At 71.1% G+C, this 26,989-nt stretch carries 25 protein-coding genes; 15 read left to right on the forward strand and 10 right to left on the reverse strand.

Going from position 1 to position 26,989, the window contains the following annotated elements; genetic code table 11:
• Window positions 1-32: 32 nt before the first annotated feature.
• On the reverse strand, window positions 33-1,007 hold the full coding sequence (locus ACERZO_RS43940) for a tetratricopeptide repeat protein (RefSeq protein WP_372671919.1): 975 nt from the start codon (window positions 1,005-1,007) through the stop codon (window positions 33-35).
• Window positions 1,008-1,099: 92 nt separating this feature from the next.
• Here ACERZO_RS43940 and ACERZO_RS43945 point away from each other — a divergent pair, with 92 nt between their 5' ends.
• Window positions 1,100-1,507, forward strand: a complete 408-nt coding sequence (locus tag ACERZO_RS43945) for a hypothetical protein (RefSeq protein ID WP_372671920.1) — start codon at window positions 1,100-1,102, stop codon at window positions 1,505-1,507.
• Here ACERZO_RS43945 and ACERZO_RS43950 read toward each other — a convergent pair whose 3' ends face one another.
• Window positions 1,508-1,810: a thiamine-binding protein gene (locus ACERZO_RS43950; protein ID WP_372671921.1), complete on the reverse strand. Its 303-nt coding sequence runs from the start codon at window positions 1,808-1,810 to the stop codon at window positions 1,508-1,510. It abuts the gene before it with no gap.
• 78 nt (window positions 1,811-1,888) lie between these two features.
• Here ACERZO_RS43950 and ACERZO_RS43955 point away from each other — a divergent pair, with 78 nt between their 5' ends.
• Window positions 1,889-2,389: a MarR family winged helix-turn-helix transcriptional regulator gene (locus ACERZO_RS43955; protein ID WP_372671922.1), complete on the forward strand. Its 501-nt coding sequence runs from the start codon at window positions 1,889-1,891 to the stop codon at window positions 2,387-2,389.
• A gap of 50 nt (window positions 2,390-2,439) precedes the next feature.
• On the opposite strand, the gene ACERZO_RS43960 is transcribed toward ACERZO_RS43955, so the two are convergent.
• The 3 genes from ACERZO_RS43960 to ACERZO_RS43970 all read right to left on the reverse strand — a co-directional run bounded on the left by ACERZO_RS43960 (window position 2,440) and on the right by ACERZO_RS43970 (window position 8,671).
• A complete protein-coding gene (locus tag ACERZO_RS43960; protein ID WP_372671923.1) occupies window positions 2,440-2,805 on the reverse strand; it encodes a DUF3817 domain-containing protein in 366 nt (121 codons plus the stop codon).
• 214 nt (window positions 2,806-3,019) lie between these two features.
• Window positions 3,020-5,407: a GH92 family glycosyl hydrolase gene (locus ACERZO_RS43965; RefSeq protein WP_372671924.1), complete on the reverse strand. Its 2,388-nt coding sequence runs from the start codon at window positions 5,405-5,407 to the stop codon at window positions 3,020-3,022.
• A gap of 66 nt (window positions 5,408-5,473) precedes the next feature.
• Window positions 5,474-8,671, reverse strand: a complete 3,198-nt coding sequence (locus tag ACERZO_RS43970; protein ID WP_372671925.1) for a GH92 family glycosyl hydrolase — start codon at window positions 8,669-8,671, stop codon at window positions 5,474-5,476.
• A gap of 331 nt (window positions 8,672-9,002) precedes the next feature.
• Between ACERZO_RS43970 and ACERZO_RS43975 the strand changes: the two genes are divergently transcribed.
• From ACERZO_RS43975 to ACERZO_RS44030, 12 genes are all read left to right on the forward strand, one after another.
• Entirely contained in the window at window positions 9,003-9,986 is a 984-nt protein-coding gene (locus ACERZO_RS43975) for a LacI family DNA-binding transcriptional regulator (protein ID WP_372671926.1), read from the forward strand.
• A complete protein-coding gene (locus ACERZO_RS43980; RefSeq protein WP_372671927.1) occupies window positions 9,983-11,020 on the forward strand; it encodes a class I mannose-6-phosphate isomerase in 1,038 nt (345 codons plus the stop codon). The genes ACERZO_RS43975 and ACERZO_RS43980 overlap by 4 nt, the downstream gene beginning before the upstream one ends.
• Complete coding sequence (locus tag ACERZO_RS43985) at window positions 11,017-11,781, forward strand: ATP-binding cassette domain-containing protein (RefSeq protein WP_372671928.1); 765 nt, start codon at window positions 11,017-11,019, stop codon at window positions 11,779-11,781. The genes ACERZO_RS43980 and ACERZO_RS43985 overlap by 4 nt, the downstream gene beginning before the upstream one ends.
• Window positions 11,778-12,827, forward strand: a complete 1,050-nt coding sequence (locus ACERZO_RS43990) for an ABC transporter permease (protein ID WP_372671929.1) — start codon at window positions 11,778-11,780, stop codon at window positions 12,825-12,827. Before ACERZO_RS43985 ends, ACERZO_RS43990 begins: the two co-directional genes overlap by 4 nt.
• A 28-nt stretch (window positions 12,828-12,855) precedes the next feature.
• Entirely contained in the window at window positions 12,856-13,854 is a 999-nt protein-coding gene (locus ACERZO_RS43995; protein ID WP_372671930.1) for an ABC transporter substrate-binding protein, read from the forward strand.
• A gap of 199 nt (window positions 13,855-14,053) precedes the next feature.
• Entirely contained in the window at window positions 14,054-14,761 is a 708-nt protein-coding gene (locus ACERZO_RS44000; protein WP_372671931.1) for a hypothetical protein, read from the forward strand.
• A 51-nt stretch (window positions 14,762-14,812) separates the two neighbouring features.
• Entirely contained in the window at window positions 14,813-15,859 is a 1,047-nt protein-coding gene (locus tag ACERZO_RS44005) for a sensor histidine kinase (RefSeq protein ID WP_372671970.1), read from the forward strand.
• Window positions 15,856-16,611 carry a LytR/AlgR family response regulator transcription factor gene (locus ACERZO_RS44010; RefSeq protein ID WP_372671932.1) on the forward strand — a complete coding sequence of 252 codons (756 nt, stop codon included), beginning with the start codon at window positions 15,856-15,858 and terminating at the stop codon, window positions 16,609-16,611. Before ACERZO_RS44005 ends, ACERZO_RS44010 begins: the two co-directional genes overlap by 4 nt.
• Complete coding sequence (locus ACERZO_RS44015; protein WP_372671933.1) at window positions 16,608-16,955, forward strand: hypothetical protein; 348 nt, start codon at window positions 16,608-16,610, stop codon at window positions 16,953-16,955. The genes ACERZO_RS44010 and ACERZO_RS44015 overlap by 4 nt, the downstream gene beginning before the upstream one ends.
• Window positions 16,955-18,679: a sodium/solute symporter gene (locus ACERZO_RS44020; protein WP_372671934.1), complete on the forward strand. Its 1,725-nt coding sequence runs from the start codon at window positions 16,955-16,957 to the stop codon at window positions 18,677-18,679. The genes ACERZO_RS44015 and ACERZO_RS44020 overlap by 1 nt, the downstream gene beginning before the upstream one ends.
• Before the next feature lie 71 nt (window positions 18,680-18,750).
• Complete coding sequence (locus ACERZO_RS44025; protein WP_372671935.1) at window positions 18,751-19,113, forward strand: DUF485 domain-containing protein; 363 nt, start codon at window positions 18,751-18,753, stop codon at window positions 19,111-19,113.
• Entirely contained in the window at window positions 19,110-20,717 is a 1,608-nt protein-coding gene (locus ACERZO_RS44030; protein WP_372671936.1) for a solute symporter family protein, read from the forward strand. The genes ACERZO_RS44025 and ACERZO_RS44030 overlap by 4 nt, the downstream gene beginning before the upstream one ends.
• A gap of 64 nt (window positions 20,718-20,781) precedes the next feature.
• Here ACERZO_RS44030 and ACERZO_RS44035 read toward each other — a convergent pair whose 3' ends face one another.
• Window positions 20,782-21,519 (reverse strand): isocitrate lyase/PEP mutase family protein, encoded by a 738-nt coding sequence (locus ACERZO_RS44035; RefSeq protein ID WP_372671937.1) that lies wholly within the window; start codon window positions 21,517-21,519, stop codon window positions 20,782-20,784.
• Window positions 21,516-21,977 (reverse strand): carboxymuconolactone decarboxylase family protein, encoded by a 462-nt coding sequence (locus tag ACERZO_RS44040; protein ID WP_372671938.1) that lies wholly within the window; start codon window positions 21,975-21,977, stop codon window positions 21,516-21,518. The genes ACERZO_RS44035 and ACERZO_RS44040 overlap by 4 nt, the downstream gene beginning before the upstream one ends.
• 46 nt (window positions 21,978-22,023) lie before the next feature.
• On the opposite strand from ACERZO_RS44040, the gene pdxR reads away from it, so the two are divergent.
• A complete protein-coding gene (gene pdxR, locus ACERZO_RS44045) occupies window positions 22,024-23,394 on the forward strand; it encodes a MocR-like pyridoxine biosynthesis transcription factor PdxR (protein WP_372671939.1) in 1,371 nt (456 codons plus the stop codon).
• Window positions 23,395-23,633: 239 nt separating this feature from the next.
• Here the strand turns inward: pdxR and ACERZO_RS44050 are convergent, their stop codons facing one another.
• From ACERZO_RS44050 to ACERZO_RS44060, 3 genes are all read right to left on the reverse strand, one after another.
• Entirely contained in the window at window positions 23,634-24,359 is a 726-nt protein-coding gene (locus ACERZO_RS44050) for a peptidylprolyl isomerase (RefSeq protein ID WP_372671940.1), read from the reverse strand.
• A gap of 462 nt (window positions 24,360-24,821) precedes the next feature.
• The gene (gene meaB / locus ACERZO_RS44055; protein ID WP_372671941.1) at window positions 24,822-25,787 is read right to left on the reverse strand and encodes a methylmalonyl Co-A mutase-associated GTPase MeaB; all 966 of its coding nucleotides are present in this window, start codon (window positions 25,785-25,787) and stop codon (window positions 24,822-24,824) included.
• A complete protein-coding gene (locus tag ACERZO_RS44060) occupies window positions 25,788-26,975 on the reverse strand; it encodes an acetyl-CoA C-acetyltransferase (protein ID WP_372671942.1) in 1,188 nt (395 codons plus the stop codon).
• Between the last annotated feature and the right edge of the window lie 14 nt (window positions 26,976-26,989).

A 26,989-nucleotide genomic window follows, 5' to 3' on the forward strand; every position in this document is an offset into this window, starting at 1 on the left:
CCCCACCGCGGTGGGGGCCTTTCCCGTGCGGTCTAGAAGAGGGCGCTCGCCAGGTCGCGGCGGGCCTTCATGACGCGGTCGTCGGCCGGGTCGAAGAGGTCGAACAGCGCCACCAGGTGCTCACGGACCTTGTTGCGGTCGTCGCCCGCCGTGCGGCGGACCGCGTCGACCAGGCGCTTGAAGCCCGCCTCGACGTCGTTGGAGGCGATCTCCAGGTCGGCCGCGTCGAGCTGGGCCGCCAGGTCGGACGGGTCGGCGTCGGCCTTCGCGCGGGCGTCCGGGTCCGCGTTCTCCGCGCGGGCGGTGAACTTGACCTGGGCCAGCGCGTTCTTCGCCAGCTCGTTGGCCGGTTCGACGTCGAGGATGCGCTCGTACGCGGCCTGCGCCCCGGCGAAGTCGCCGCGCTCGAAGGCCTCCTCCGCCTCGGTGAAGCGCGGGTCCTCGGGCTCCTCGATCGGACCGGCGCCGTTGGCCTCGGCCTCGGCGATCGCCGGCAGCTTGTCGCGCAGCGCGTCGAGCAGGGAGTTGATCCACTTGCGGATCTCGGGCTCGGGCAGCGCGCCGGAGAAGGCGTCGACGGGCTGGCCGCCGGCGATGGCGACGATCGTCGGGATGGACTGCGCGCCGAACAGCTGCGCGATGCGCGGGTTCGCGTCGACGTCGACCTTCGCGACGACCCACGCGCCGCCGGACTCGCCGGCCATCCGCTCCAGCACCGGGGACAGCTGCTTGCACGGGCCGCACCACTCGGCCCACAGGTCGACGACCACCAGCTGGCGCAGGGAGCGCTCCACGACCTCGGCCTGGAAGGTGGCCTCGGTGACATCGATCACGGCGCCGCCCGACGCCGGCTTCGGCGGGCCGTCCGCACCGGGCGGGCCGGCCGACGGGGCCGGCTGCCTCTGCGCCGATTCGGCGCGGGCCTTGAGCGCGGACAGGTCGACCGCGCCGGAGAGGGCGGCGGACAGGGCCGCTGACTTCGCTGCAGATCCGCGTGGCTGTGTCACGCTTCCATCCTGGCACGCGCGCCGGAGTGTTTCACCGGGTGCCCCGGCCGGTCCGCTTGGCAGGACGGCGCCGCTGGGGCAGGCTCGGCCGGGTGCACATCCGGCGTGACGTGAAGGTGGGCCTGTCGATCGCGGCCGCCGTCGCCTGGATCGGCGCGGTGACGCTGCTCATCGTCCACGAGCCGGACCCGGGTGCCGCCTCGCCCGCCGAACTGCGCGACAAGCTCGCCGCGGCGCTCGGCACCCACGACCCGGACGCGTTCGGCGAGCTCCTCGACTACCCCGGCTCGGGCGGCGACGACTTCGCGAAGGACTACGTCGCGGTGCTGGCCGACCACGGCGTCCACGACGTGCGCGTGGAGCTGGGCCCGGACGCGGCGGCCCCGGCCCGCGCGACGGTCACCGGCGCGCTCGGCGACGGGAAGCCGTTCAGCTACCCGCTGACGGTGACGAGCGAAGACGGCCGCTGGACGGTCGCCTTCACCCCGCCACTCCCGTAGTCACGCCTCGCGCAGGTGGGCTTCGATCCGGTCCACCTTGGCCTGGAGCTGGCCTTCGAAGCCGGGGCGGATGTCCGCTTTCAACACCAGGCCGACCCGCGCCGAGCCTTCGCCCGCCGCCTCCACCGCGCGCTTGACGACGTCCATCACCTCGTCCCACTCGCCTTCGATGTTCGTGAACATCGCGTTGGTCGAGTTGGGCAGGCCCGATTCCCGGACCACCTTGACCGCCTTCGCGACGGCCTCGCTCACCCCGCCGTCGGGCTCTCCCCCGGACGGGCTCACGCTGAACGCGACGATCATGCTCGGAAGTCCCTTCTTCGGTGTTCTTTCCGCCGGTCGTGCGACACCCGCCGGTACCCGCTGGTAACTTCGCGTGTCATGAACCGTCCGCTGCCGTTCGACCCGATCGCCCGCGCGGCACAGCTCTGGGAAGCCCGGATCGGGCCGTCCGGCACCATGGCCGCGGTCACCGGCGTGATGCGCGTCCAGCAGATCATCCAGTCCGCGGTGGACGGCGCGCTCAAGCCGCACGGCCTGACCTTCGCCCGGTACGAAGCACTGGTGCTGCTCACCTTCGCCCGCAGCGCCAGCCTGCCGATGCGGGTGATGGGCGAACGGCTCCAGCTGCACCCCACCAGTGTCACCAACATAGTCGACCGGCTGGAGCGCGACGGTCTCGTCAAGCGCGTCCCGCACCCGACGGACCGGCGCACGACGCTCGTCGAGATCACCGACGAAGGCCGCAAGCGCCGGGAGTCGGCGACGGCCGCGGTCACCGAGATCGACTTCGGCCTCAGCGGGCTGACCGACCGGCAGACCGAGCAGCTCACCGACCTGCTGACGAAGGTCCGCCGCGCCGCCGGGGACTTCACCGAATAACGCGGAAAGGCCCGCGCTCGGCGAGCGCGGGCCTTTCTCATGCACTGGGATCAGGCGGCGACGGGTTCCTTGACCTGGAACAGGCCGACACCGCCGTGGGTCAGCCGCTGCGGGCCGTCGAGCTTGCCGTTGCGCAGCGCCCACTTCTCGAACAGCCACGTGAACAGCGGCGGGATGCTCGCGAGCAGGGCGAGGACCAGCGTCTTCGGGCGCCAGCCGAGCGGCTTCGCCACGGACAGGGAGACGACCACGTAGAGGACGAAGATCACGCCGTGCACCATGCCGATGACGGGCACGCCGCCCTCGCCGGAGGAGTGGACGACGTACTTGAGGAACATCCCGACAAGCAGCGCCGCCCAGGACAGGGCTTCGGCGACTGCGGCCACGCGGAAAACTAGAGCGGCCTTGCTGGACACTTCTTCCTCCTGTGGGGTCTCACCACTGTGGTTGTTGCGCAAAAAACGCCCGACGCACCGTCCAAGGCGGACTGCCTGTGGACGTCAACGGCGCTGTCGGACGTGTTGGTACCAGTGTGAGGCGTGACGGCCCTCACGGGAACACCGGGGCCCGTGACCCTGCTCACGACCGTGGTCCATTGTGGTCTGGACCACGGCCGTGAGGGTCCGTTGTCTACTCCGCGCAGGGCGAAACCGGGGCGGACGCGGGTGACGTCCCCCACGTCGCCGCGGCGGCGTCGGCGGTCAGGCGGAAGTCGAGCGTCGCGCCGCGCTTCAACTGGTCCACGTTGACGTACACGCGGTCACTGGCACGCGACTCGACCTCGAGGCCCGAGACGTACTGCAGCTTCGAGCCGTCCGCGCCGGGTGCCTTGATCGTGACGTCGCGCCCGTTCTCCAGGTGCAGCACCGACTTCTCGAACCGCGGCGCGTTCAGCACGAAGTTCCCGGTCCCCGGGACGGCCGGGTAGAGCCCGAGCGCGCTGAAGACGTACCAGGCCGACATGGTGCCGAGGTCGTCGTTGCCGGTGACGCCGTTGGGCGCGTTGGTGAACAGCGTGTGCGCGGCCCGCACGACCGCCGACGTCTTCGCCGGCTGCCCGGTGAGCGCGTACATCCACGGCGAGTGCAAGTCGGGCTCGTTGTTCGGGTTGTAGCGGAACTGGTCGTAGTAGTCGTACGGGCCGACGACCCAGTTCTCGCGCACCGCCGTCGCCGGGTTCTTCACCAGTTCGTCGTAGGCGAAGAAGTCGTCGAGGCGCTTGCCGATGGCCGCCGGGCCGCCCATGCGCCGCTCCAGGCCGGGCACGTCCTGCTGGACGAGCCACTGGTACTGCCAGGCCGTGCCCTCGTGGAAGCCGTCCTGGCTCTGCGGGCTGTACGGCTTGTCGGCGGGTGAGAACCAAGCGCCGCCGAGGACCTTCGGCCGGAAGAAGCCGGTGAAGCCGCGGTCGGTCTGCGTTTCGTCCCACAGCGTCCGGTAGGTCCGGCCCTTCTCCTTCAGCGCGGCGGCGTCGTCCTTCTTGCCGAGCGCGGCCGCCATGACCGACAGCGAACAGTCACCGAGCGCGTACTCCAAGGTGGCCGACGCGCCGTGGTTCGGGTCGGTGTCCTGGCCCTTCTTGGGGAAGTCCGGGTCGTACTGGACGAAGCCGTCCGCCTGGTAGCCGGCGTTGCCCGAGCGGCCCTGGAACGGCGAGGACGCCGGCGGGATCTGCGTCGAGTTCTGCAGGAGCGCCTGGTAAGCGTGCATCTCTTCGCCCGACAGCGCACCGAACCGCCAGAGGTCCACCAGGAACGGCGTGACCGGGTCTCCGGTCATCGTGTTCGTCTCCTGGCTCGCGTACGCCCACCGCGGCAGCCAGCCGCCCTGGTCGTGGATGGCGAGGATGCTCTTGGCGATGTCCTTGGCGCGGCTGGGCCGCAGCAGCGCCAGGAGCTGGTTCTGGGAGCGGTAGGTGTCCCACAGCGAGAAGAAGTCGTAGTAGGTCCAGCCGACCGCGCGGTGGATCTTCTTGTCGAAGCCGTAGTAGCGGCCGTCGGCGTCGTTCGCCGTCAGCGGCTGCAGCAGCGCGTGGTAGAGCGAGGTGTAGAAGACCGTGCGGTCGTCGGTCGAGCCGCCCTTGATATCCACAGTGGACAGTTCGTGCCGCCAGGTGCGCTGGACGGCGTCCTCGGCCGCGTCGAACGACCGGATCTTCTCCGACGCCAGGTTGACCCGCGCGCCCTGCGCGTCCACCTGGGAGATGGCGGTGGTCGCGGTGACCTGCCCGCCACCCGCGAACGTCAGCCACGCGCCGCGCAAGCCGGCGCCGCCCTTCGACTCGCGGCTGCCCGGGGTCCCCCCGTCCGGCGACCACGTACCGGAGGAGTTGAACGGCTTGTCGAACTTCGTCGTGAAGTACGTCGTGTAGGCCTTGCCGCCGCAGAACGCCTGCGACTCCACGGTTCCTTCGACGGTCCGGTCGTCGACGACCCGGATGCTGCTGCCGGTGACGGGTTCCTTGTCGTTGGCCTGCCCGACGTTGACGAAGACGTTCGCGTCCCCGGGTTTCGTGAAGGTGTACCGCTCGACGCCGGCACGCGTGGCCGCGGTCGTCTCGACGTCGACGCCGCCGTAGCCGGTCAGGTGGACCTTGTAGTAGCCGGGTTTGCCGACTTCGCCGTCGTGGGTGAACGGCGCCGCGTAGAGCTTCTGGTCGAAAGTGGACGCTTTCGTCGTGTCGAACGCCTTGCCGGGGCCCACTTCCCCGGTCGTCGGCAGCGTCGAGACGAGCCCGCCCTGCTCCCAGCAGCCCGCACCGGACAGGAAGAAGTGCCCGAACCCGCGGATGGCGGTATCGGTGTAGCGGTAGCCGGCGTAGTGCGACGTGATCGGGCTGACCTGCGTCATCCCGAAGGGCGCCGAGGCGCCCGGGAAGGTGTTGCCTTCGTCCTGCGTGCCGATGAACGTGTTGACGGCGTCGAGGGAGTCGCCCCCGGACGCTTCGGCCACGACGGGACTCACCCCCGTCGCCACCACGGCGAGCGTCAGCGCGCCCGCCAGGACCTTGCTCTTCACTGAGCTTCCTCTCGATGCCAGGAAAGGCCGCCCGCGCGAGGCGGGCGGCCTTTCACAGGGGAATCACTACGCTCCGACGCCGATCGCGAACACGTGCAACGCGCCGCCGCTGACGTTGGCCGGCAACGTCACGCTGGCCACCGTCTTGCCCGCGTCCAACGTGATCGGGTTGGTGCCGAACACCATCGTGCGGATCTGCTGCGGGTCGCCGCCCGAGGCGTTGCGGTACGGCGTCGACAGCACGATGCGGTTGCCGAAGGCCGGCTGTGCTCCGCCGCCGCCGAGGGTCCAGTCGGAGAACCCGATCGTGGCCGTCGACGTCGTGCCGTCGGTGTAGGTCACCGTCAGCGTTCCCGACGCGTTGCCGTTCGACGCCGAGCCGAGCAGCGCGAGCCGGCCCGAACCGGTCACGTTCACCGTCTGGCCGCCGGCGACGACGTTGTCCGGGTCGCCCGCCGGGAACGACGGCCAGGTGAACTTGATGCCGTCACTGGTGACCGTGCCGCCCGGGGTGGCGCCGGCCGCCGCGAGGGCGTCGGCCGAGTAGCTCCAGCCGCCGCCGTCGAAGTTGGCCGCGCCCGAGTTCGAATCCGGGGAGATGCCGGCGTTGTTGACCGTGGCCAGCCAGCTGTTCGGCTGCGCCACCAGCACCGTCAGGACGGCTTGCGAGGACGCGACTCCCGGCGCGGAGAACGTCACCGGGATGCGGCGGGCGCCGTCGGCGAGGCCCGCCGGGACGCTGACCGTCAGCTCGGCCTGGGCCTTGCCCGCGGCGGGCACCGCGATGCTGCCCGTCGCCGGGGTCAGCGTGATCCCGTCGACGCTGCCCGCGCTGTAGGTCCAGGTCCGGGCGACGCCCGAAAGGTCCTGGACCCCCACGGATGCCTTGGACGTCGACCCCGCGGGCGTCACCGCGCGGGCCGGGTCCACGAAGGACAGGCTCGGCTTCTCCTGCTCGCGGAACGACGGCGGGGCGTCGGCCGTCGCGCTGCCCCACGAGGTCGCCGTGGCGGACCGCGTGTAGTCGAGCGTGCCACCGCTGGAGATCAGCGCCTCCGGCAGCCACGCCTTCGCCGCCGCGCCACCGTTGACCTTCAAGCTGCCCACGTAGTCGCCGGTGCCCGGCGCGTTGATCGTGATCTTCTTGCCCGCGCCGGTCGTGAGCACGGCGTGCTCGAAGCGCGGGGTGACGAGCAGCGTCTCGGCGCGGCCCGGGATCTCCGGGTAGATGCCGAGCGCCGACCAGACGTACCACGCCGACATCTGGCCGAGGTCGTCGTTGCCGATCAGGCCTTCGGGACGCGGGTTGTACAGCTCGTCCATCGAGCGGTGCACGATCGACTGGGTCTTGGCCGGCGCGCCCGCGTACGAATACACGTACGGCGCATTGGAGTTCGGCTCGTTGCCCATGAAGGCGTACGGCTCCTGCGTGCCCGCGTTCAGCTGCGTGAAGAAGGTGTCCAATCGGGACTGCGTCGCGGTGTCGCCGCCGAACGCCGTCACGACGCCGCCGAGGTCGTAGGGCACCATCCACTCGTACTGCGCGCCGTTGCCCTCGACCCAGCCCTGCGAGCTGGCGGGGTCGTAGGTGCCGGCGAACGAGCCGTCCGCGTTGCGCGGCTGCAGGTGCCCGGTCCCCGGGTTGTAGAGGTTCTGCCAGTTCTGCGCGCGCTTCATGAAGGTCGTGTACGTCGCGCTGTCGCCGAGCCGCTTCGCGAACTGGGCGATGGAGAAGTCGGCGCTGGTGTATTCAAGGGTGTCCGCGCCGGCGCCCGGCACGTACCCGAGCTTCTGGTAGTCGTCGAGGCCCGGCCGCTCGGTGTAGCCCTGCGTCGGCTGGGTGGCGCCCTTGATCATGAGCAGCAACGCCTTCTGGGCGTCGAAGTCCCGCGCGCCGAACGCGTACGCGCTGGAGACGATGATGTGGTAGGGGTCGCCGTTCATGACGCCGGTGTAGTCGTTGGCGACCGTCCAGCGGTCCCACGAGCCGCCCTGCTCGGCGTAGGCCATCATCGACCGGACGATGTCCGAAGTCTCCTTCGGGTCGATCGTCGCCAGCAGCGGGATCTCCGAGCGGTAGATGTCCCAGCCGGAGAAGTTGGTGTACATCGCGTGGCCCTTGTCGGCCGTGTGGATCCGGCCGTCGAAGCCGATGTACTGCCCGTTGACGTCGGAGAAGACGTTCGGCTGGATCAGCGAGTGGTACAGCGAGGTGTAGAACGTCGTCAGGTCGGCGTCCGAGCCGCCGGTGACGGCGATCTTGCCCAGCTGCGTGTTCCACGCCTGGCGCGCGCCCGCCGCGACGGTGTCGAAGGACTTGCCGGTGTTCTCCGCCTTCAAGTTCGCCTTCGCGCCGTCGACGGATACAAAGGACAGTCCGACCTGGACGTTCACCTGGGCGCCGTTGAGGTTGGCGAAGGTGACGTACCCGCCGCTGCCTGGGCCGCTGACCGTGGTGTTCTGCTGCTTGGCGGTGGTGGTGCGCGCGATCGACGCGTTCACGCCGTTGGGCTGCGCGACCTTCGCTTTGGCCCCACCGGTTTCCGCGGCCTTGTTCGGCGTCACGGCCCCGTTCTTCCAGGTGCCGATGGACGCGAACGGCGTGTCGAACTTGGCCGAGAAGTAGACGCGGTAGCTGTTCTGCGCGCCGCAGAAGCGGCCGCTGGTGGCCCAGCCGCTGATGGTGTCCTTGCCGATGGTGATCGACGCGTCGTCGGTGCCGTTGACCGAGCCGGAGGTGTTGACCAGCAGCGTCGAGGACGCGCCGGCCGGGTAGGTCAGCCGCGCCGAGCCGGTGCGCTGGGTCGCGCTCAGCTCGACCTTCGCTCCACTGTCGAGGGTGACGTCGTAGGCGCCGGCGGTCGCGTGTTCGTTGGCGTGCGAGAACTTCGACGTGTAGTGCGCCGGGTCGGTCGCCGGGGAAGTCGTCACTTCACCGACATAAGGGATGAACGGGATGTCCTCATAGGTCGAACAGCCGGCGCCCGAAAGGTGGGTCAGGCTGAATCCCGTGAGGGCGTTGTCGTCGTAGAAGTACCCGCCCGGCTGGGATTTCACCGTGTCCGGGCTCCACTGGACCATGCCGAACGGCGCGACCGCGCCCGGGAACGTGTTGCCGGCACCGCCCCCGGTGCCGTGGTCGGCCCCGCCGGGCCGGGTGCCCACGAAGGGGTTGACCCACTTCGCGAAATCGGTGTTCTGAGCTGCCGCTGCGGGGACAGCGGGAGCCACCGCTGCCGTCACCGCCAATGCCAAAAAGGTCATACCGGCTCTCAAGCGCAATCGCGCCATGGCCATCGCCTCTCACCTCGTCAGCGCGACCGAAATGACAACCTTGTCGCGCAGTCGGTCGAACGGGGCAACCTTGGGCAGCGGCTCACCAGACAGTCAAGGGTCGCGTCAAGACCTGTCCACTTCGGGACAGCATGATCAGCCGTCTGACCTACGACGTCAGTAGCCGAATCGGCACAATTCGCGCGTGAAGCGTTGACAAGCCACCGACGGGTGGCGTTCAATCCCGGTCACTATGACAACGTTGTCTCCTCCCGGCCGGGACCGGGACGGTGCCCCGCGCACCGCGAGCAGGCGCGCCACCATGAGCGACGTGGCGCGGCTGGCGGGCGTGAGCATCAAGACCGTCTCGCGCGTGGTCAACGACGAACCGGCGGTGCACCCGGACACCGCCGAGCGGGTGATGGCGGCCATCGAGCAGCTGGGGTTCCGGCGCAACCTGGGCGCGCGCAACCTGCGCCGCGGGTCGACGACCGGCACCATCGGGCTGATCGTGGAAGACGTCGGCAACCCCTTCTACTCCGAGCTGAACCGCGCGGTCGAGCGCATCGCGACGTCGTTCGGCCGCCAGGTGCTCACCGGCTCGTCCGAGGAGAACTCCGACCGCGAGCGCGAGCTCGTGCTGGAGTTCTGCGCGCGGCGGGTGGACGGCATCCTCGTCGTCCCGGCCGGCCTGCAGCACGGCTACCTGGTGCCGGAGATGCGCGCGGGCACGCCGGTGGTGTTCATCGACCGGCCGGCCGGCGACATCGTCGCCGACACGGTGCTGGTGGACAACCTCGGCGGCACCATCGAGGCCGTCACCCACCTGGCGAAGCACGGCCATCGGCGGATCGCGTTCCTCGGCGACAGCCCCGACATCTTCACCGCGGCCGAGCGCCTGCGCGGGTTCCGCGAGGGCTGCGTCCGCAACGGCATCTCCTACGACGAGTCGCTGGTCTCGATGCGGACGCCGACGCAGGAGGGCATCGGCGACGCCGTGAAGCGGCTGCTGCACGGACCGGACGCGGCCACCGCCGTGATCGCGGGCAACAACCGGGTCGCCGTGCACCTGCTGCGCGCGCTGGCCCACGCCGAGTACCGCCCGGCGATGGTCGGCTTCGACGACTTCGAGCTGGCGGACCTGCTCGACCCGCCGGTCACCGTGATCGCGCACGACGTGAGCGCGCTCGGCCACGCCGCGGCCGAGCTGCTCTTCGCGCGCGTCCAAGGAGATCAGTCCCCGCCCAGAAAGGTAGTCCTGCCCGTGCATCTCGTCGCCCGTGGTTCCGGTGAGGTCGCCCCGTGACCCTCGAACCCATCCGGCTCCCGGCCAACCAGCCGCCGCAGTTCTACCGCGGGGGCGACGCCATCGCGGCGCTGCGCGGCGCGTCGTCGGACAAGAAGTTCGGGCCGGAGGACTGGGTCGCCTCGGCGACCACCATGTTCGGCCAGGACACCAACGGCCTGACCCGGCTCCCGGACGGCGCGTGGCTGCGCGACGCCGTCGTGGCGAACCCGAACGGCTGGCTCGGCGCGAAGCACGTCGAGGCGCTCGGGACGTCGACCGGGCTGCTGGTCAAGCTGCTCGACGCGGGCCAGCGGCTGCCCGTGCACTTCCACCCGGACGACGCGTTCGCGAAGCAGCACTTCGACTCGCACTTCGGCAAGACCGAGGCGTGGATCGTGGTCGGCACGTACGGCGACGACCCGCGCGTGTACCCGGGCTTCAAGGAGACGCTGTCGAAGGACACCGTCTCCGAGTGGACGCGAGAGCAGGACGTGCCGTCGATGCTGGGCGCGCTGAACAGCGTCCCGGTGACCGCCGGCGACACCGTCTACATCCCGGCGGGCCTGCCGCACGCGATCGGCGAGGGCGTCTTCGTCGTCGAGCTGCAGCAGCCGACGGACTTCTCCCTGACGATCGAGTGGCGGGACTTCCTCGCGTCCCCGGAGAAGGGCCACCTCGGGATCGGCTTCGACACGGCGATCCAGGCGCTGGACACGTCCGGCTGGGACACCGAGCGGCTCGAGACGATCATCAAGCGCACGGCGGGCGACCACGCGTCCACTATGGACCTGCTGGCCGGCGGATCGGAGCGGTTCTTCCGAGCCGAGCAGCTTCGCACGGACAAGGTGACAACGTTGTCACTCGACCCGTCGTTCGCGGTGCTCGTCGTCCTCGACGGCGAAGGCACCCTGCGCACCGAGCACGGCGGCGAGCACGCGCTGGCGAAGGGCGACACCTACGTCGTCCCGTTCGACGCCGGCCAGACCGAGCTGTCCGGTGCGGCGACGGTGATCCGGTGCCGTCCGCCGGCGCCGGAAGAGAGGCACGGATGAGCGAAATCCTCCTGGACGCGGTCGACCTGACCAAGCACTACGGATCCGTCGAGGCCCTGCGCGGCGCGTCGTTCCAGGCGCGCGCGGGCGAGGTGACGGCGCTGATCGGCGACAACGGCGCCGGCAAGTCCACCCTGGTCAAGTGCCTCTCCGGCGCGGAGCAGCCGACGTCCGGGAAGATCGTCCTGGACGGGTCGGAGGTGCGCTTCGACTCCCCGACCACGGCCCGGCGGATGGGCATCGAGACCGTCTACCAGGACCTGGCCGTCGCGCCGGAGCTGGACCCGGCCGCGAACCTGTTCCTGGGCCGGGAAATCCACCGCAAGGGCATCCTCGGCAAGCTCGGCATGCTCGACAAAGCCGAGATGCGGCGCCAGGCCGTCGAGGAGTTCCAGCGCCTCGGCGTGACGCTGCAGAGCACCGACGTCCCGATCGGCTCGCTGTCCGGCGGGCAGCGCCAGAGCGTCGCGGTCGCGCGGTCGGTCGTGTGGGCGTCGAAGGTCGTGTTCATGGACGAGCCGACCGCGGCGCTGGGTGTCGTGCAGCGCGAGCGCGTGCTGGACGTCATCAAGAAGGTGCGCGACAAGGGCATCGCCGTCGTGCTGATCAGCCACAACATGCCCGAGGTGCTGTCGGTCGCCGACCGCGTCGAGGTGCTGCGGCTCGGCAAGCGCGTGGCCCGGTTCACCGGGCCGGACACGAAGCTCGAAGACCTCGTCGCCGCGATGACCGGCGCACTCGTGCAGGAGGAGGCGGCGTGAGCGTGTCCACTCCCTCGAAAGAAATCCAGGAGTCGCCCGACGCGGGCTTCGGCAAGCGGCCGCTGGGCAAGCGGCTGGTCGGCGCCAACACGTTCTGGATCGCGCTGGTGCTGGTGGCGCTGATCATCGTGTTCAGCGCGATCGCCCCCGGCGAGTTCGCGACGCTGTTCACCTTCCAGACGCTGCTCATCGAAACCGCGGTGCTGCTGGTGCTGTCGGTCGGGATGACGTTCGTGATCATCACCTCCGGCATCGACCTGTCCGTGGGGTCGGTGCTGATCTTCGCCGGCATGGTCGCCGGCAAGGTGATGGAAGCGATGTCCGGCGGCAACGCGTCGAACGCCGGCTGGGGCGTCATCACCGTCGGCCTGATCGCCGCGGTCGTCGCCGGGACGGCGTGGGGGCTGATCAACGGCTTCCTCATCGCGGTGGCGGGGATCCCGCCGCTGATCGTCACCCTCGGCACGATGGGCGCGGCGCTCGGCTCGGCCTACCTGCTCAACAACGGCTCGGACGTCCGCAGCATCCCGCTGGTGCTCAACCAGACCCTCGGCTACGGCACCTCGTTCGGCATCGTGCCGAACCTGGTCATCGTCGCCGTGGTGATCACCCTCATCGGCGCGTGGCTGCTGCACACCACGAAGTTCGGCCGCTACACCTACGCGGTCGGCTCCAACGCCGAAGGCGCGCGACGCGCGGGCATCGGCGTCACCGCGCACCTGCTGAAGGTGTACACGCTGACGGGCTTCCTGGCCGGGATCGCCGGGTTCCTCTCGCTGGCGTACTACGCGTCGACCACGATCTCGGCGCACACCACCGACAACCTCAACGCGATCGCCGCGGTCGTGATGGGCGGGACGAGCCTCTTCGGCGGTGTCGGCACGGTCCTGGGCACGGTGATCGGCGTGTTCATCCCGGCGGTGCTGAAGAAGGGCTTCAACATCACCCACGTCCAGGACTTCTGGCAGATGATCGCCGTCGGCGCGGTCCTGATCGCCGCCGTCTGGTTCGACCAGCGGCGCCGCCGCCGTCGCAACTCCCGCTGAGTTCCCCGAGTACAAAGAGGTGCTTGTCATGAACTTCTCCAAGACTCTCGTAGCCGCCGGCGCGCTGGCCTCGGCCGCCGCGCTGCTCACCGCCTGCGGGTCCGGCACGGTCGGGCAGAGCGGGTCCGGCGACAGCCAGGCCAACTCGGCCGGTTCGAAGAAGCTGGCGCTCATCCCGGGCGTGCAGGCCGAGCCGTTCTACATCTCACTGCAGTGCGGCGCCGAAGCCGAAGCCAAGAAGCTCGGCTACGAGCTGACCACGCAGGCGCCGCAGAAGTTCGACGCCGCGATGCAGACCCAGCTCGTCAACGCCCTCGGCTCCAACCCGCCGGCCGCGCTGCTCATCGCCCCGACCGACGACACGGCGATGCTCGCGCCGATCCAGCAGGTGAAGGCGCGCGGGGCGAAGATCGTCGAGGTCGACACGTCGCTCAAGGACACGAGCGTCGCCGCGTCGTCCGTCTCCTCCGACAACGCTTCGGGCGGCAAGCTCGCCGCCCAGACGATGGCGAAGCTGGCCGCCGGCAAGAGCGGCTCGGTGCTGGTCCTCGACACGATCGCCGGCACGTCCACCACGGCGGCCCGCGCGAAGGGCTTCGAGGACGAGCTGAAGAACACCCCGAACCTGAAGTCGATCGGCGTCCAGTTCACCCAGAACGAGCCGGAGCAGGCCGCGGCGAAGGTGACGGCGGCCCTGTCGTCGACGCCGGACCTCATCGGCGTCTTCGCGACCAACCTGAACACCGGGGAAGGCGCGGCGACCGGCCTGCGCAACGCGGGCAAGGTCGGCGCGGTCAACCTGATCGGCTTCGACGCCAGCCCGTCGGAGGTCGAGGGCCTGAAGAACGGCCAGTACCAGGCGCTCATCGCCCAGGACCCGGCCTCGATCGGCACCCAGGGCGTCCAGCAGGCCGTGGCCGCCGTCGAGGGCAAGCCGGTGACGCGGAACCTGACCGCCGAGCTGCACTCGATCACCAAGGCGGACATGGACGCCAACTCGCAGTACTTCTACAAGCAGTCCTGCTGAGGTGTCCGTCAGATCCCTGCGGGTGGTGTGCGCACCGCCCGCAGGGTTCTGACCAGGTGTTTCACCGCCGGTGATCGGTCACCACCGGTCACCGCGGCGGGAGCACCGCTCACCGCACGAACCGTTCCCCCGCGCGGGTGTCCCCCGTCACACTCATCTGCACATGCATTTACACATGCATGATCGCAGGGAGGGTGCGATGAACTACGAACGGCCGGCCAGGCACCGGACGATTTTCGCCGTGGACGTCGAGGGCTACGGCGACCTACGCAGGACGACACCACACCGGCTGGAGCTGCGCGAAGGGCTGTACCGCGCGCTCTGCCGGGCCTTCGAAGACGCCGGCGTCCCGTGGGCGGCCTGCCGGCGCGAAGACTGCGGGGACGGCGTCTTCGTCCTCGCCCCGGCGGAGATCCCGAAGGGGCCCTTCGTCGAGTTCCTGCCCACGGCACTCGCCGTGGCAGTGCACCGGCACAACCTGACCCACCACGCCGAGGCCCGCATCCGGCTGCGCATGGCGCTGCACGCGGGCGAGGTCGCCTACGACGACCACGGCGTCACCGCGCCGGCGATCAACCAGACGTTCCGGCTGCTGGAGGCCGCGCCGCTGAAGGACGCGCTCAAGACTTCGCGCGGGGTCCTGGCGCTGATCACGTCGGCGTGGTTCTACGACGAGGTCGTCCGGCACAGCGACGGCCTCGACCCGAGGACGTTCCGGCCGGTGCCGGTGGCGGTCAAGGAGACCCGTACGACGGGGTGGATCTCCCTGCCCGACCGGCCCTACCCCGTCGACCCGCGGCTGCTGACCGGCGTCCCGGAGCGCGCACCCGGGGCGAACGACTACCGGACCTGGCGTCGCTTGCGCCGCCACGCCAAGGTGCTCGCCGACCGGGAAGGGCCCCCGTAGCCGTAGGATCTACTGCCCTGGACACCGTCGCCGAGGGGAGGCCCGTTGACCGTGCACCTGCGCGCGGCGTCCCGCGCCGACCCGCTGCCGGTGCTCGCCGCCGCCCGCCGGATCACCGACGACCTGCGCGACGGCCTCGCGGGCACCCGCGCGCGCCGCGCGGCCCACGGCCTGCGGCGCCTGTTCGGCTTCCCCGGGCTCGGGCTCACAGACCTCTCCGGTTCGCTGCTGTGGTCGGGGCGGCCCGGGCCGGACGCGGTCGTCGCGACCGTGCTCGACGGCGTGCTCCACAGCGAGGAACCCGGCTCCGCGCCGGACGTCCTCGTGCTGCCGCTGCACGTCCGCGACGAGCTGGCCGGGGCGCTGCTGGTCGTCGGCGACGTCCGGGACGCGGTCGCCGCCCAGGCCGCGGACCTCGTCGTGCAGGCTCTCGAGCGGGGGCGGCTCGAGGCGTCGGCGGACCAGGCGGCGCAGGCCGAGCTGCGGGCGCTGCGGGCCGAGATGTCGCCGCACTTCGTCTACAACGCGCTGACCGTCATCGCGTCGCTGGTGCGTTCGGACCCCGACCGCGCCCGCGACCTGATGCTCGACTTCGCCGACTACACGCGCTACAGCCTCGCTCGCCACGGCGAGTACACGGTCGTCGCCGAGGAGTTCCGCGCCATCGAGACGTACCTCGCGCTGCAGCGGGCGGTGCTCGGCGAACGGCTGCGCGTCCAGGTGCGGGTCGCGCCGGAGATCCTCGCCGTCGCGGTGCCCTACCTGGTGCTGGAGCCGTTGGTGGAGAACGCGATCCGGCACGGCATCGAGCCGCGCTCGGGCACGGGCCTGGTCCAGGTGCACGGCCAGGCGGAAGGGAACGACTGCGTGATCTTCGTCGAGGACGACGGGGTCGGCATGGACCCGAAGCGCGCGGCGGACATCCTGGCCGGGCGCACCGGCGAGGACGACCCCGCCGGTCTCGGACTGGCCAATGTGGACAGACGGCTGCGGGACGTCTACGGCGCCTGGTACGGCCTGACCGTCGAGACCGAGGTCGGCGCCGGGACCCGGGTGATCGTGCGGGTGCCGCGGTTCCAGCCGGGGGTGCTGCCGTGACTTCGCTTCGGGTACTGGCCGTCGACGACCTCGCGCCCGCCCTGGACGAGTTGTGCACCATGCTGCGCGAAGCGCCCGAAGTCGGCGAAGTCGTCGGCGCGAGCGACGCACTGAAGGCGTTGAAGCTGCTTCAGGCGGACCGCTTCGACGCCGTGTTCCTCGACATCTCGATGCCCGGCCTCGACGGGCTCGAACTCGCGTCGCTGCTGGCGAAGCTGAGCGAGCCGCCGGTGATCGTGTTCGTCACCGCGCACGACGGCCACGCGGTGACGGCGTACGGCATCGGCGCGGTCGACTACCTGCTCAAGCCGGTCCGCGCGGAACGGCTGTCGGCGGCGCTGGCGAAGGTGCTGCGGATGGCGACCCCGGCGGCGCGGCCGACCCCGGACGCGATGGCGGCACTGCCGGTGGAGTCGGGCGGCCGGACGCGGTACGTCCGCCGCGACGACGTGCTGTTCGTGGAGGCCCACGGCGACTACGTCCGGCTGCACACGCGGGGCGGCGTCCACCTGGTGCGGATGCCGATCTCGCGGCTGGAGGAGTACTGGGAGGGCACCGGGTTCAGCCGGGTCCACCGCGGGTTCCTGCTGTCGGTGGGCGCGGTGCTGGAGCTGCGCAGCGACAGCGCGGGCGGGCTGCTGGCCCACACGGAGGCGGGTGACGTCCCGGTCAGCCGCCGGCACGCGCGGGACCTGCGCGACCGCCTGCTGGAAGCGGCCCAGCGCGGCCAGCTCGGGCCGGGCGCGCGATGAGCAAGATCCGCCGGGTCGCCGTCACCAGCCCGCAGACCCGCCTCGCCCACGCGCGCCGCCGGTCCCGGCACCGCTGGCGCCAGCCCCGGCTCCCCGCGAGCGACACCCAGCGCGCGACCGCGCTTTACCGCGCGCAACGCCGTCGCGGCATCCCCGCCCTGGTCCTGATGTTCGCCCTCCTCCTCGGCCTGCCCGGCCTCTTCGCGATCTTCCCGGGCCTGGACACCCTGCGGCTGCTGGGAATCCCGGTGTCCTGGCTGATGATCGCGGTCCTCCCCTACCCCGCGATGGCCGTCCTGGCCCGCTGGCAGCTGCGCCGCGCCGAACGCCTCGAGGACGACTAGTGGGGGTCGCGCTCGCCGTCGCCCCCGTCGTGCTCGTGACGCTGCTCATCGGCGTCCGCGGGGTCGCCGCCATGCGCACGACGTCGGACTTCCTCGTCGCGTCCCGCCGGATCTCGCCGTTGGTCAACTCGGCCGCCGTCTCGGGAGAGTACCTGTCCGCCGCCTCTTTCCTCGGCGTCGCCGGGCTCGTCGTCAAGGACGGCATCGGTGCTCTTTGGTACCCGGTCGGCTTCACGGCCGGCTACATCGCGATGCTCGTCCTGGTGGCCGCGCCGATGCGCCGGTCGGGCGCGCTGACCGTCCCCGACTTCGCCGAAGCGCGCCTCAACTCCCCCGCCCTGCGCCGCCTGGCCGCGGTGGTCGTCCTGGTGATCGGCACGATCTACGTCGTCCCGCAGTTCCGCACCGCGGGCCTGGTGCTCGCCGCCGTCGGCGGCACGCCGTACTGGGTCGGCGTGGTGCTGGCCGGCGCCGCGGTCAGCGTCACCCTCGCCCTCGGCGGGATGCGCGCAGCGACGTACGTGCAGGCGTTCCAGTTCGTGCTGAAGCTGCTGCTGTTCCTCATCCCGGCGATCTGGCTGGTGCTGCAGGCCGGCGCGGTCAACCGGGCCGACGCCCTGCACCCCGTCGAGTTCACCCACTTCACCCGCGAGACGCCGGTGCGGTTCGAAGTCGACGTCACCATGGAGATCCGCGAGCCGACCGCCGTGCGCGTCAACGGCGTCCCGCGGACCCTGCCGCCGGGCGAGTTCACCGCGCACAGCCAGGACGACGTCGTGTTCGGCTCGGGTGCGGCGGTTCCGGCGGTCCGCGGCGGCGCCCCGCTCGGCGGGCACGACTGGCAGCGGCCGCTGCTCGACCTCGGCGACGAGGGCTACCCGCTGCTCGGCACGTGGGCCGTGCTCATCGCGACCATGCTCGGCACGATGGGCCTGCCGCACGTCCTCATGCGCTTCCACACCAGCCCGGACGGCCGTGCCGCGCGCCGCACCGCCGCGATCACCGTGGCGCTGCTGGGGATCTTCTACCTCTTCCCCGGCGTCTACGGCGTCCTCGGCCGGGTCCTCGTGCCGGGCCTCTACCTGTCGGGCGCGACGGACACGGTGGTCGTCGCGCTGCCGTACCAAGTGGACAGTGGCTGGGCCGGCGGTCTCTTCACGGCGTTGCTGACGGCGGGCGCGTTCGCGGCGTTCCTGGCGACGTCGCTCGGGCTGCTGCTGGTGATGTCCGGCGCGATCGCGCACGACCTCGTCCCCGGCGGGCTGCGCCGGCTGCGGATCGCGGTGTTCGGCGTCGCCGCGATCATGGTGCTGCTCGCGCTGCGCTCGGCCGAGCTCGACGCCGGGGTGCTCGTCACGTGGGGGTTCACCGTCGCCGCGTCGACGTTCTGCCCGCTGCTCGTGCTCGGCATCTGGTGGCCTCGGCTGACGGCGGCCGGCGGGATCGCCGGCGTGCTGACCGGGCTCGTCGCGTCGTCCGGCTCGATCCTGTTCGCCCTCGCCGGCCCGGACCTGCACGGCTGGGTGGCGATCTTGGTGCAGCAACCGGCACCATGGTCCGTACCGCTGGCATTCGGCGTAATGGCGTTGGTCTCCCTGCGCGGCAGGCCACCCGCCTGGTCGACGGCGGCGATGCTCCGCCTGCACCTGGACGAACCCCGTTCGACGGGACCGCGCGACCGTTCGTCAACCGTTCGTCGTCTGGCGAGGCTGTTGAGCCGCTGAATCTTCACGCGAGACTCACACGTCCCTACGGTGTCGCAGGTCACTTTCCGCAGCGTCGCGAGGAGCAAGCGATGAGCACGACGGACACCGGCGGCGGCCCACCGGACACGTCAGAGACCGTCTGGGAACGCGCCCACGAAAGCACCGAGTTCCGGGAGCTGCGCAGCCGCCTGCGCCGGTTCGTCTTCCCGATGACGGCGGTCTTCCTCCTCTGGTACCTGCTGTACGTGCTGCTCGCGGACTACGCGCACGGCTTCATGAGCACGAAGGTCTTCGGCAACATCAACGTCGGCCTGATCTTCGGCCTGCTGCAGTTCGTCTCGACGTTCGTGATCACCGGCCTCTACGTCCGGTACGCCAACCGGAAGCTCGACCCGGTCGCGGAGAAGATCCGCGAGGACATCGAGGGTGACTCTGCGAAGGAGCAGGCATGACGAACATCGCCGCGGGTGTGGAAGGCAGCAACCCGCTCCTCAACATCCTCATCTTCGCCGCGTTCGTGGTGATCACGCTGGTGATCGTGTTCCGGGCCAGCCGCAACACGAAGACCGCGTCGGACTACTACGCCGCCGGCCGCGCCTTCACCGGCCCGCAGAACGGCATCGCGATCTCGGGCGACTACCTGTCGGCCGCGTCGTTCCTCGGCATCGCGGGCGCGATCGCCATCAACGGCTACGACGGCTTCCTCTACTCCATCGGCTTCCTCGTGGCGTGGCTCGTCGCGCTGCTGCTGGTCGCGGAACTGCTGCGCAACACCGGCAAGTTCACGATGGGCGACGTGCTGGCGTTCCGGATGAAGCAGCGCCCGGTGCGGGCCGCGGCCGCGACGTCGACGCTGGCCGTGTCGTTCTTCTACCTGCTGGCGCAGATGGCCGGCGCGGGTGGTCTCGTCGCGCTGCTGCTCGGCGTGGAAGGCGGGGGCGCGCAGGCCATCGTGATCGCCGTGGTCGGCATCATCATGATCGCCTACGTCCTGATCGGCGGCATGAAGGGCACCACCTGGGTGCAGATCATCAAGGCCGCGCTGCTGATCGTCGGCGCGCTCGTGATCACCCTGTGGGTGCTCGGCAAGTACAACTTCAACTTCTCCAGCCTGCTGCAGGCCGCCGTGGACAAGGCGGGCAAGGCCGGCGAGACGCTGCTCGGCCCGGGCAAGCAGTACGGCGCCACCGGAACGTCCAAACTGGACTTCTTCTCCCTCGGCATCGCGCTGGTGCTGGGCACCGCCGGTCTCCCGCACGTGCTGATGCGCTTCTACACGGTGCCGACGGCCCGCGACGCGCGGCGCTCGGTGGTCTGGGCGATCGTGCTGATCGGCGTGTTCTACCTGTTCACGCTGGTGCTGGGCTACGGCGCCGGTGCGCTGGTCGGGCCGGACACGATCAAGAAGGCACCGGGCGGGGTCAACTCCGCGGCGCCGCTGCTCGCGCTCGAACTGGGCGGGCCGGTGCTGCTGGGCCTGATCTCCGCGGTCGCCTTCGCGACGATCCTCGCGGTGGTCGCCGGCCTGACGATCACGGCGTCGGCGTCCTTCGCCCACGACGTCTACGCGAACGTCGTCAAGCGCGGCAAGACGTCGCCGGACTCCGAGGTCAAGGTCGCCCGGATCACCGCGGTGGTCATCGGCGCCCTCGCCATCGGCGGCGGCATCCTGGCCAACGGGCAGAACGTCGCGTTCCTGGTCGCGCTGGCCTTCGCGGTTGCGGCGTCGGCGAACCTGCCGACGATCCTCTACTCGCTGTTCTGGAAGCGGTTCAACACCCAGGGCGCGCTGTGGTCGATCTACGGCGGCCTGGCCATCACGATCGTGCTGATCGTGTTCTCGCCGGCGGTGTCCGGCAAGAGCACGTCGATGATCAAGACGGTGGACTTCGCCTGGTTCCCGCTGAGCAACCCCGGCATCGTCTCGATCCCGGCCGCGTTCATCCTGGGCTGGCTGGGCACGATCCTGTCGAAGGAGCACGACGAGAAGAAGTACGCCGAGATGGAGGTCCGCTCCCTCACCGGCGCGGGCGCCGAGAAGGCTGTCGTCCACTAGTTGCACCGACCCCGAAGGGCCGTCGCGAGGGTGTTCCCGATCCCCTCGCGGCGGCCTTCGGCCATCAGTACGGCAGTTTTCCTTCGGCGACCCCCGCGAGCGTCGCTTCGAGCTGCTTGCGGACGTACTGCCACAGCCCGCCGCCGAGCGAAATCCTCGCCACCCCCAGTTCGGCGAGGCCGCTGAGCCCCGGGCTGCCCGGCCACGCCGGCGCGTTGACGGCGCCGCCGACGCCCTGCACGAACGCCGCGAGCACCTCGGGGGTGCGCAGGTGGATCGGGTAGACGCAGTCGGCGCCCGCGTCGAGGTACGCCCGCGCCCGGGCGATGCCGTCGGCGAGGTGGTCCTTCGGGTCGACCCCGCGGAAGGAGTCGACGCGGGCGTTGATCACCAGGCCGTCACCCGCCGCGTCGCGCAGGGCGGCGATCCGCTCCGCTTGCTCCGCGACCGGCCGCACCCCGCCGGTGGCGTGGTCGGTGTCCTCGAAGTTGCAGCCGACCGCGCCGGCGTCGGCCAGCCGTCCGGCCAGCTCGGCGCCGGAGAGGCCGTAGCCCGACTCGGCGTCGACGGTCACCGGCACGCTCACGGCGTTCGCGATGCGTCTCGCCGCGGCGAACATCTCGTCCGCGGGAGCCTGCTCGCCGTCGGCGAACCCGAGCGCGGCGGCCACGGCGACCGAGCTGGTCGCGACGGCCGCGAACCCGGCGGCCTCGACGAGCTTGGCCGTGTCGGCGTCCCACGCGTTCGGCAGGATCAGGGGCTTACCGGGGACGTGCAGCGCCTTCAGCGCGGCGGCCGTCACGAGTCGCGCTTCGGGAGCGGCGTGTGGCTGGTGATCGTCATGCGGTTCCAGCTGTTGATCGCGATGACCTCCCACGCGACCGCCTGGTACTGCTCCTCCGTGAACACTCGCGCGGCTTCTTCGTAGACGTCGTCGGGGACGGTCTGGGTCGCGGACAGCTTGGTCATCGCCTCGGTGAGGGCGAGGGCGGCCTGCTCCTGCTCGGTGAAGAGGTCCGTCTCGCGCCAGCCGTCGAGCACGAACAGCCGACGCGGCGACTCGCCCAGCTCCAGGGCGTCGCGGGAGTGCATGTCGAGGCAGTACGCGCAGCCGTTGATCTGGGACGCGCGGGTCTTCACCAGTTCGAGCAGCTTGGGGTCGAGGCCGGCGTTCGCCCCGGCCTTGTTGACCTCGGCCTGCAGGTTCGCCATCGCCTGGTAGAGCTCGGGCGCGTGCCCGAGACCGATTCGCTTCGTCATGGTGTCCACGCTAGTGCGAACTGGTCCACGGGTATGGTCCAGTGACATGGCAGATTCGTGGTCCAGTTCCGGCCTCGACGTCCACCTCGGCTGGGAGCCGTCGACCGGCCGGAGCGGCCTCGCCGACGCGATCCGGACGGCGATCCGGGAGGGCCGGTGGCAGCCCGACGCGGCGGTGCCCTCGACCCGCGCGCTGGCGTCCGACCTGGGCATCGCGCGCGGCACGGTGACGCGGGTGTACGCCGACCTGGCCGCCGAGGGCTACCTGCGCACGGCCCAGGGCGCGCCGACCCGCGTGGCGACGGCGGGCTCGCTGCCCCAGTCCGCGCCGAGGCAGGCACCCCGCGACCCGGCACCGCGCTGGGACCTGCGACCGGGCCGGCCGGACCTGACGGCGTTCCCCCGCCAAGCGTGGATCACCGCGACCCGGCGCGCCCTGCTGCGGACCCCGGCGTCGGCGTTCGGCTACGAGTCGGAGCTGGGCGCGCCCGAGCTGCGGGACACCCTGGCGGGCTACCTCGCCCGGGCCCGCGGGGTGGTCGCCGACCCGGCGCGGATCGTGGTGTGCCACGGGTATTCGCACGCGATCGCGGTGCTGTCCCGGGTCCTGTTCTCCTTGGGCATCGGCGAAATGGCGTTCGAGAACCCGTCGTTGGGCATGTACCGCTCGATCGCGGCGGCGCAGGGCCCCCGGGTGGTCGGCGTACCGGTGGACGAGGACGGCCTGGACGTGTCCGCTTTGGACAGTCCGGCGGTGGTGGTGACGGCGGCGCACCAGTACCCGACGGGGGTGACGCTGGCCCCGCACCGCCGAGCGGCCCTGACCCGCTCCGGCGCGATAGTCCTGGAGGACGACTACGACGGCGAGTTCCGCTTCGACCACCAGCAGGTCGGGGCGTTGCAGGCGCTGGCCCCGGAGCGGGTGGTGTACGCGGGAACGGCGAGCAAGACCCTCGCGCCCGCCTTGCGCCTCGCGTGGCTGGTGCTGCCCCGGAAGCTGGTGGAGCCGGTCCGCGCGGCGATGGCCGACACCGGCTCCCGCCCGGCATTGCTGAACCAGCTGGCACTGGCGGAGCTGATCGACTCGGGCGCGTATGACCAGCACGTGCGCCGCAGCCGGGCGGAGTACCGCTCGCGCCGGGTCCGGCTGCTGGCGGCGTTGCCTGATTCGGTCCGCCCTCAGGGCATCGCGGCGGGGTTGCACTTGTTGTTGATGCTGCCCCCGGAGGGCCCGTCGGAGGCAACGGCATTGGCGGCGTGCCGCCGGCGAGCGATCGGAATCGAGGGGCTGGACGGCTATTGGATGGGCAACGAGCGTCAGGGAGGCTTGATAGTCGGCTACGCGGCGACGCCCAAGCACGCGTTCGCGGGCGCGACCCAGACGCTGGTGGAGGCGCTGTGGGAGATCACCGCCTAGCCGCGCGCCACGCTTCCCGGTTCCCCCGCCATCTACTTCCCCGCCGCGCTCGCGGCGAATGCCGCCTCCGCCTCCAGCCACCTGACCGCAGGCCGCTTCAGCCGCTCATCGGCCCTTCTTACCCGCCGTCCTCCCGCGCGGGCTGTTGCTGCCACCGGCGCCCTCACTCCGGCCCTCCAAAAACCGCCGCCCGCCCGGCCGTCCGCGGGCCGCCCCACCGGAGCGGCCCGCGGTCACCGTCAGAACCAGCAGCCGGGCCGGACCCGGATCAGTTCCGTCCGCAGCACCGGCGTCCCATCGACCGGCGCGGGATCCTCCGCGGTCGGCTGGATCCCCCCGGCGGCCACCTTGTCGAGCGTCTTCAGCCCTTCGGCCCCGACCGTGCCGAAGACCGTGTAGTTCGGCCGCAGCGCGGAATCGCCGTACACGACGAAGAACTGCGAACCGTTCGTGTCCGGCCCGGCGTTGGCCATCGCCAGCAACCCGCGCGCGTACACCCGGCGCGCGCCGGTCGGATCGGTCGGCGCCGGCGGCAGGTCCACCGGCAGCTCGTCCTTGTACTTGTACCCCGGCCCGCCCTCCCCGGTGGCGCTCGGGTCGCCGCACTGCAGGACCTTCAACGTCGGGTACGCGGTCAGCCGGTGGCACACCGTGTGGTCGTAGAACCGGTGCCGCGCCAGGTGCAGGAAGCTCTGCACGGTGCACGGCGCCTTCGCGCGATCGAGCGTCAGCGGCAGCGCGCCCTGACTGGTCGGAACCGCGACGTCCACCTTCCCGCGGCTCGGCGTGTGCCGCGGATCGGGCGGCAACGGCACCGGCCGCGAAGCCGGCTCATCCGGCGTTTCGGTGTACTGGCACGGCCCGTGCGTCGTCTTCGGCGGCGGCGCATCGGCCGCGGTGGCGACGCCGTTGCCCGCCACGAACAACGCGCCGGCCGCCAGCGCGGTGACGAGTGTCTTCTTCATCCTGCACGCCCTCCCAGTGATCGCCCGGTTCCGGAGCGTCCCGCAGTCTAGGGCCCGCCACCGACAGGAATAACCGGCGAAAGTCGCCCCTGTCAGCCCATCGGGTGAATCGGAAGGCCGGAACCCCGGAAATTGTCGGACCCCCGGCGCACGATGTGGATCACGCGGCAAACCCGCCGCACCAAGAAGGGGGAAGTCATGGCAAACCGCCGAAGAACCATTGCGGCGACGGCCTTTTCACTGCTGGTCGGGATCGCGGTGGCAGTCCGGAAGCGGCGACAGCCTCCGCAGACCGCCCGCCAGCGCAGACTCTTCCCGCCCGCCCCGCAAATCCGCGGCCGGCTGTCACCACGCGGCGAGGCATCAGCGCCGCAGATCCACGACCGCCCTGCCGATCAGCCCCGCGCGGCAAACCCCTGGCCCCACGACCACCCCACCAACCAGCCCCCGCGAGGCGAAACCTCAACCCCGCAGATCCGCGATCAGCGCATCCGCAGCAGCGAACGGATCGATCTCCCGCGCCACCACCCGCTCGGCCACCCCGGCCAGCCGCCCACCACCCCGCAGGTCGGCCAGCTCGGCCCGCAACCGCCGCACGGCGATCGCCTCCACCTCGTCGCGCGCCCGGGCGATCCGGCGCCGGGCCAGCTCGTCGTGCGCCACCAGCCAGTCGTGGTGGGCGGCCAGCGCCGCCACCACCTCGTCGACCCCTTCACCCTTGGCCGCGACCGTCCGCACGATCGGCTGGCGCCAGCTCGCGCCCCGGATCTCGCGGCGCGCCAGCGAGATCATCTGCTTGAGGTCGTGCACCGTCGCGTCGGCGCCCTCGCGGTCGGCCTTGTTCACGACGAACACGTCGGCGATCTCCAGCACCCCGGCCTTCGCGGCCTGGATCCCGTCGCCCATCCCCGGCGCGAGCAGCACCACCGTGGTGTCGGCCAGCTTCACGACGTCCACTTCGGACTGTCCGACGCCGACGGTCTCGATCAGCACCACGTCGAAGCCGGCGGCGTCGAGCACGCGCACCGCCTGCGGGGTCGCCCACGACAGCCCGCCGAGGTGCCCGCGGGTGGCCATCGAGCGGATGAACACGCCGGGGTCGGTGGCGTGCTCGGTCATCCGGATCCGATCACCGAGCAGGGCACCGCCCGAAAACGGCGAAGACGGGTCGATCGCGAGCACCCCGACCCGCTTGCCCTCCGCGCGCAACGCGGTGAGCAGCGCCGACGTCGAGGTCGACTTGCCGACGCCCGGCGGACCGGTGAGCCCGACGACCCGGGCCCGCCCGGTGTGCGGGGTCAGCGCCCGCGCGATCTCGGCGACGCGGGGATGGGCGTCCTCGACGAGCGACAGCAGCCGCGCGACGGCACGGTGCTGCCCGTCCCGCGCGCGGCCGACCAGGTCGTCGAGGTCGAGTTCACCGGCCACTTACGCGGACGGCACCCGCAGCAGGAGGGCGTCGCCCTGGCCGCCGCCACCGCACAGCGCGGCCGCGCCGAGCCCGCCACCGCGGCGGCGCAGCTCGTGGATGAGGTGCACGGCGAGGCGGGCACCGGACGCGCCGATCGGGTGGCCGAGAGCGATGGCACCTCCGTTGACGTTGACCTTCTCCGGGTCGAGGCCGAGCTTCTCGGTCGAAACCAGCCCGACGGCGGCGAAGGCCTCGTTGATCTCGACGAGGTCGAGCGCGTCGGCGCCGAGCTTCGCCTTCGCCAGCGCGGCGAGGATGGCGTTGGACGGCTGCTCGTGCAGGCTCGCGTCCGGCCCGGAAACGACGCCGTGCGCACCGATCTCGGCGATCGGCGTCAGGCCGAGCTCCTCGGCCTTCGCCTTGCTGGCCACGACGACCGCGGCGGCGCCGTCGGAGATCTGCGACGCCGAGCCCGCGGTGATGGTGCCGTCGGAGGCGAAGGCGGGACGCAGCTTCGCGAGGCCTTCGGCGGTGGTGTCGGCGCGGACGCCCTCGTCGGTGTCGAAGACGACCGGGTCGCCCTTGCGCTGCGGGATGGAGACCGGCGCGATCTCGTCGGCGAAGTAGCCGTTCTTGATCGCCTCGGCGGCGCGCTGGTGCGAGCGGGCGGAGAACGCGTCCTGCTGCTCGCGGGTGACGCCGTAGCGGGAGTTGTACTTCTCCGTCGAGGCGCCCATGGCGACCTGGTCGAAGGCGCAGAAGAGACCGTCGTAGGCCATGTGGTCGACGAGCGTGGTGTCGCCGTACTTGAAGCCGGAGCGGGACTTCGGGAGCAGGTGCGGCGCCTGGGTCATCGACTCCTGGCCGCCGGCGACGACGAGGTCGAACTCGCCCGCGCGGATCAGCTGGTCGGCGAGCGCGATGGCGTCGAGGCCGGAGAGGCAGACCTTGTTGATCGTCAGCGCGGGCACGCTCATCGGGATGCCCGCGGCGACCGCGGCCTGGCGCGCGGGGATCTGGCCGGCGCCGGCGGTCAGCACCTGGCCCATGATCGTGTACTGCACCGCGTCCGGGGCGACCCCGGCGCGTTCGAGGGCCGCCTTGATCGCGACCCCGCCCAGCTGTGCCCCCGTGAAGTCCTTGAGGGATCCGAGCAGGCGCCCGATCGGTGTACGGGCGGCACCCAGGATCACGGAACCGGACACGGCGTCCTCCAAGC

The sequence above is a fragment of the Amycolatopsis kentuckyensis genome, assembly GCF_041679295.1.
Classification (GTDB): Bacteria; Actinomycetota; Actinomycetes; order Mycobacteriales; family Pseudonocardiaceae; genus Amycolatopsis; species Amycolatopsis kentuckyensis_A.

Bases quoted from the DNA above. Each gene is read 5' to 3' on its own strand.
- ACERZO_RS43950 (WP_372671921.1), bottom strand. From the start codon at position 1,810: ATGATCGTCGCGTTCAGCGTGAGCCCGTCCGGGGGAGAGCCCGACGGC.
- ACERZO_RS43955 (WP_372671922.1), top strand. From the start codon at position 1,889: ATGAACCGTCCGCTGCCGTTCGACCCGATCGCCCGCGCGGCACAGCTC.
- ACERZO_RS43970 (WP_372671925.1), bottom strand. From the start codon at position 8,671: ATGACCTTTTTGGCATTGGCGGTGACGGCAGCGGTGGCTCCCGCTGTC.
- ACERZO_RS43975 (WP_372671926.1), top strand. From the start codon at position 9,003: ATGAGCGACGTGGCGCGGCTGGCGGGCGTGAGCATCAAGACCGTCTCG.
- ACERZO_RS43985 (WP_372671928.1), top strand. From the start codon at position 11,017: ATGAGCGAAATCCTCCTGGACGCGGTCGACCTGACCAAGCACTACGGA.
- ACERZO_RS43995 (WP_372671930.1), top strand. From the start codon at position 12,856: ATGAACTTCTCCAAGACTCTCGTAGCCGCCGGCGCGCTGGCCTCGGCC.
- ACERZO_RS44000 (WP_372671931.1), top strand. From the start codon at position 14,054: ATGAACTACGAACGGCCGGCCAGGCACCGGACGATTTTCGCCGTGGAC.
- ACERZO_RS44015 (WP_372671933.1), top strand. From the start codon at position 16,608: ATGAGCAAGATCCGCCGGGTCGCCGTCACCAGCCCGCAGACCCGCCTC.
- ACERZO_RS44025 (WP_372671935.1), top strand. From the start codon at position 18,751: ATGAGCACGACGGACACCGGCGGCGGCCCACCGGACACGTCAGAGACC.
- ACERZO_RS44030 (WP_372671936.1), top strand. From the start codon at position 19,110: ATGACGAACATCGCCGCGGGTGTGGAAGGCAGCAACCCGCTCCTCAAC.
- ACERZO_RS44040 (WP_372671938.1), bottom strand. From the start codon at position 21,977: ATGACGAAGCGAATCGGTCTCGGGCACGCGCCCGAGCTCTACCAGGCG.
- pdxR (WP_372671939.1), top strand. From the start codon at position 22,024: ATGGCAGATTCGTGGTCCAGTTCCGGCCTCGACGTCCACCTCGGCTGG.
- ACERZO_RS44050 (WP_372671940.1), bottom strand. From the start codon at position 24,359: ATGAAGAAGACACTCGTCACCGCGCTGGCGGCCGGCGCGTTGTTCGTG.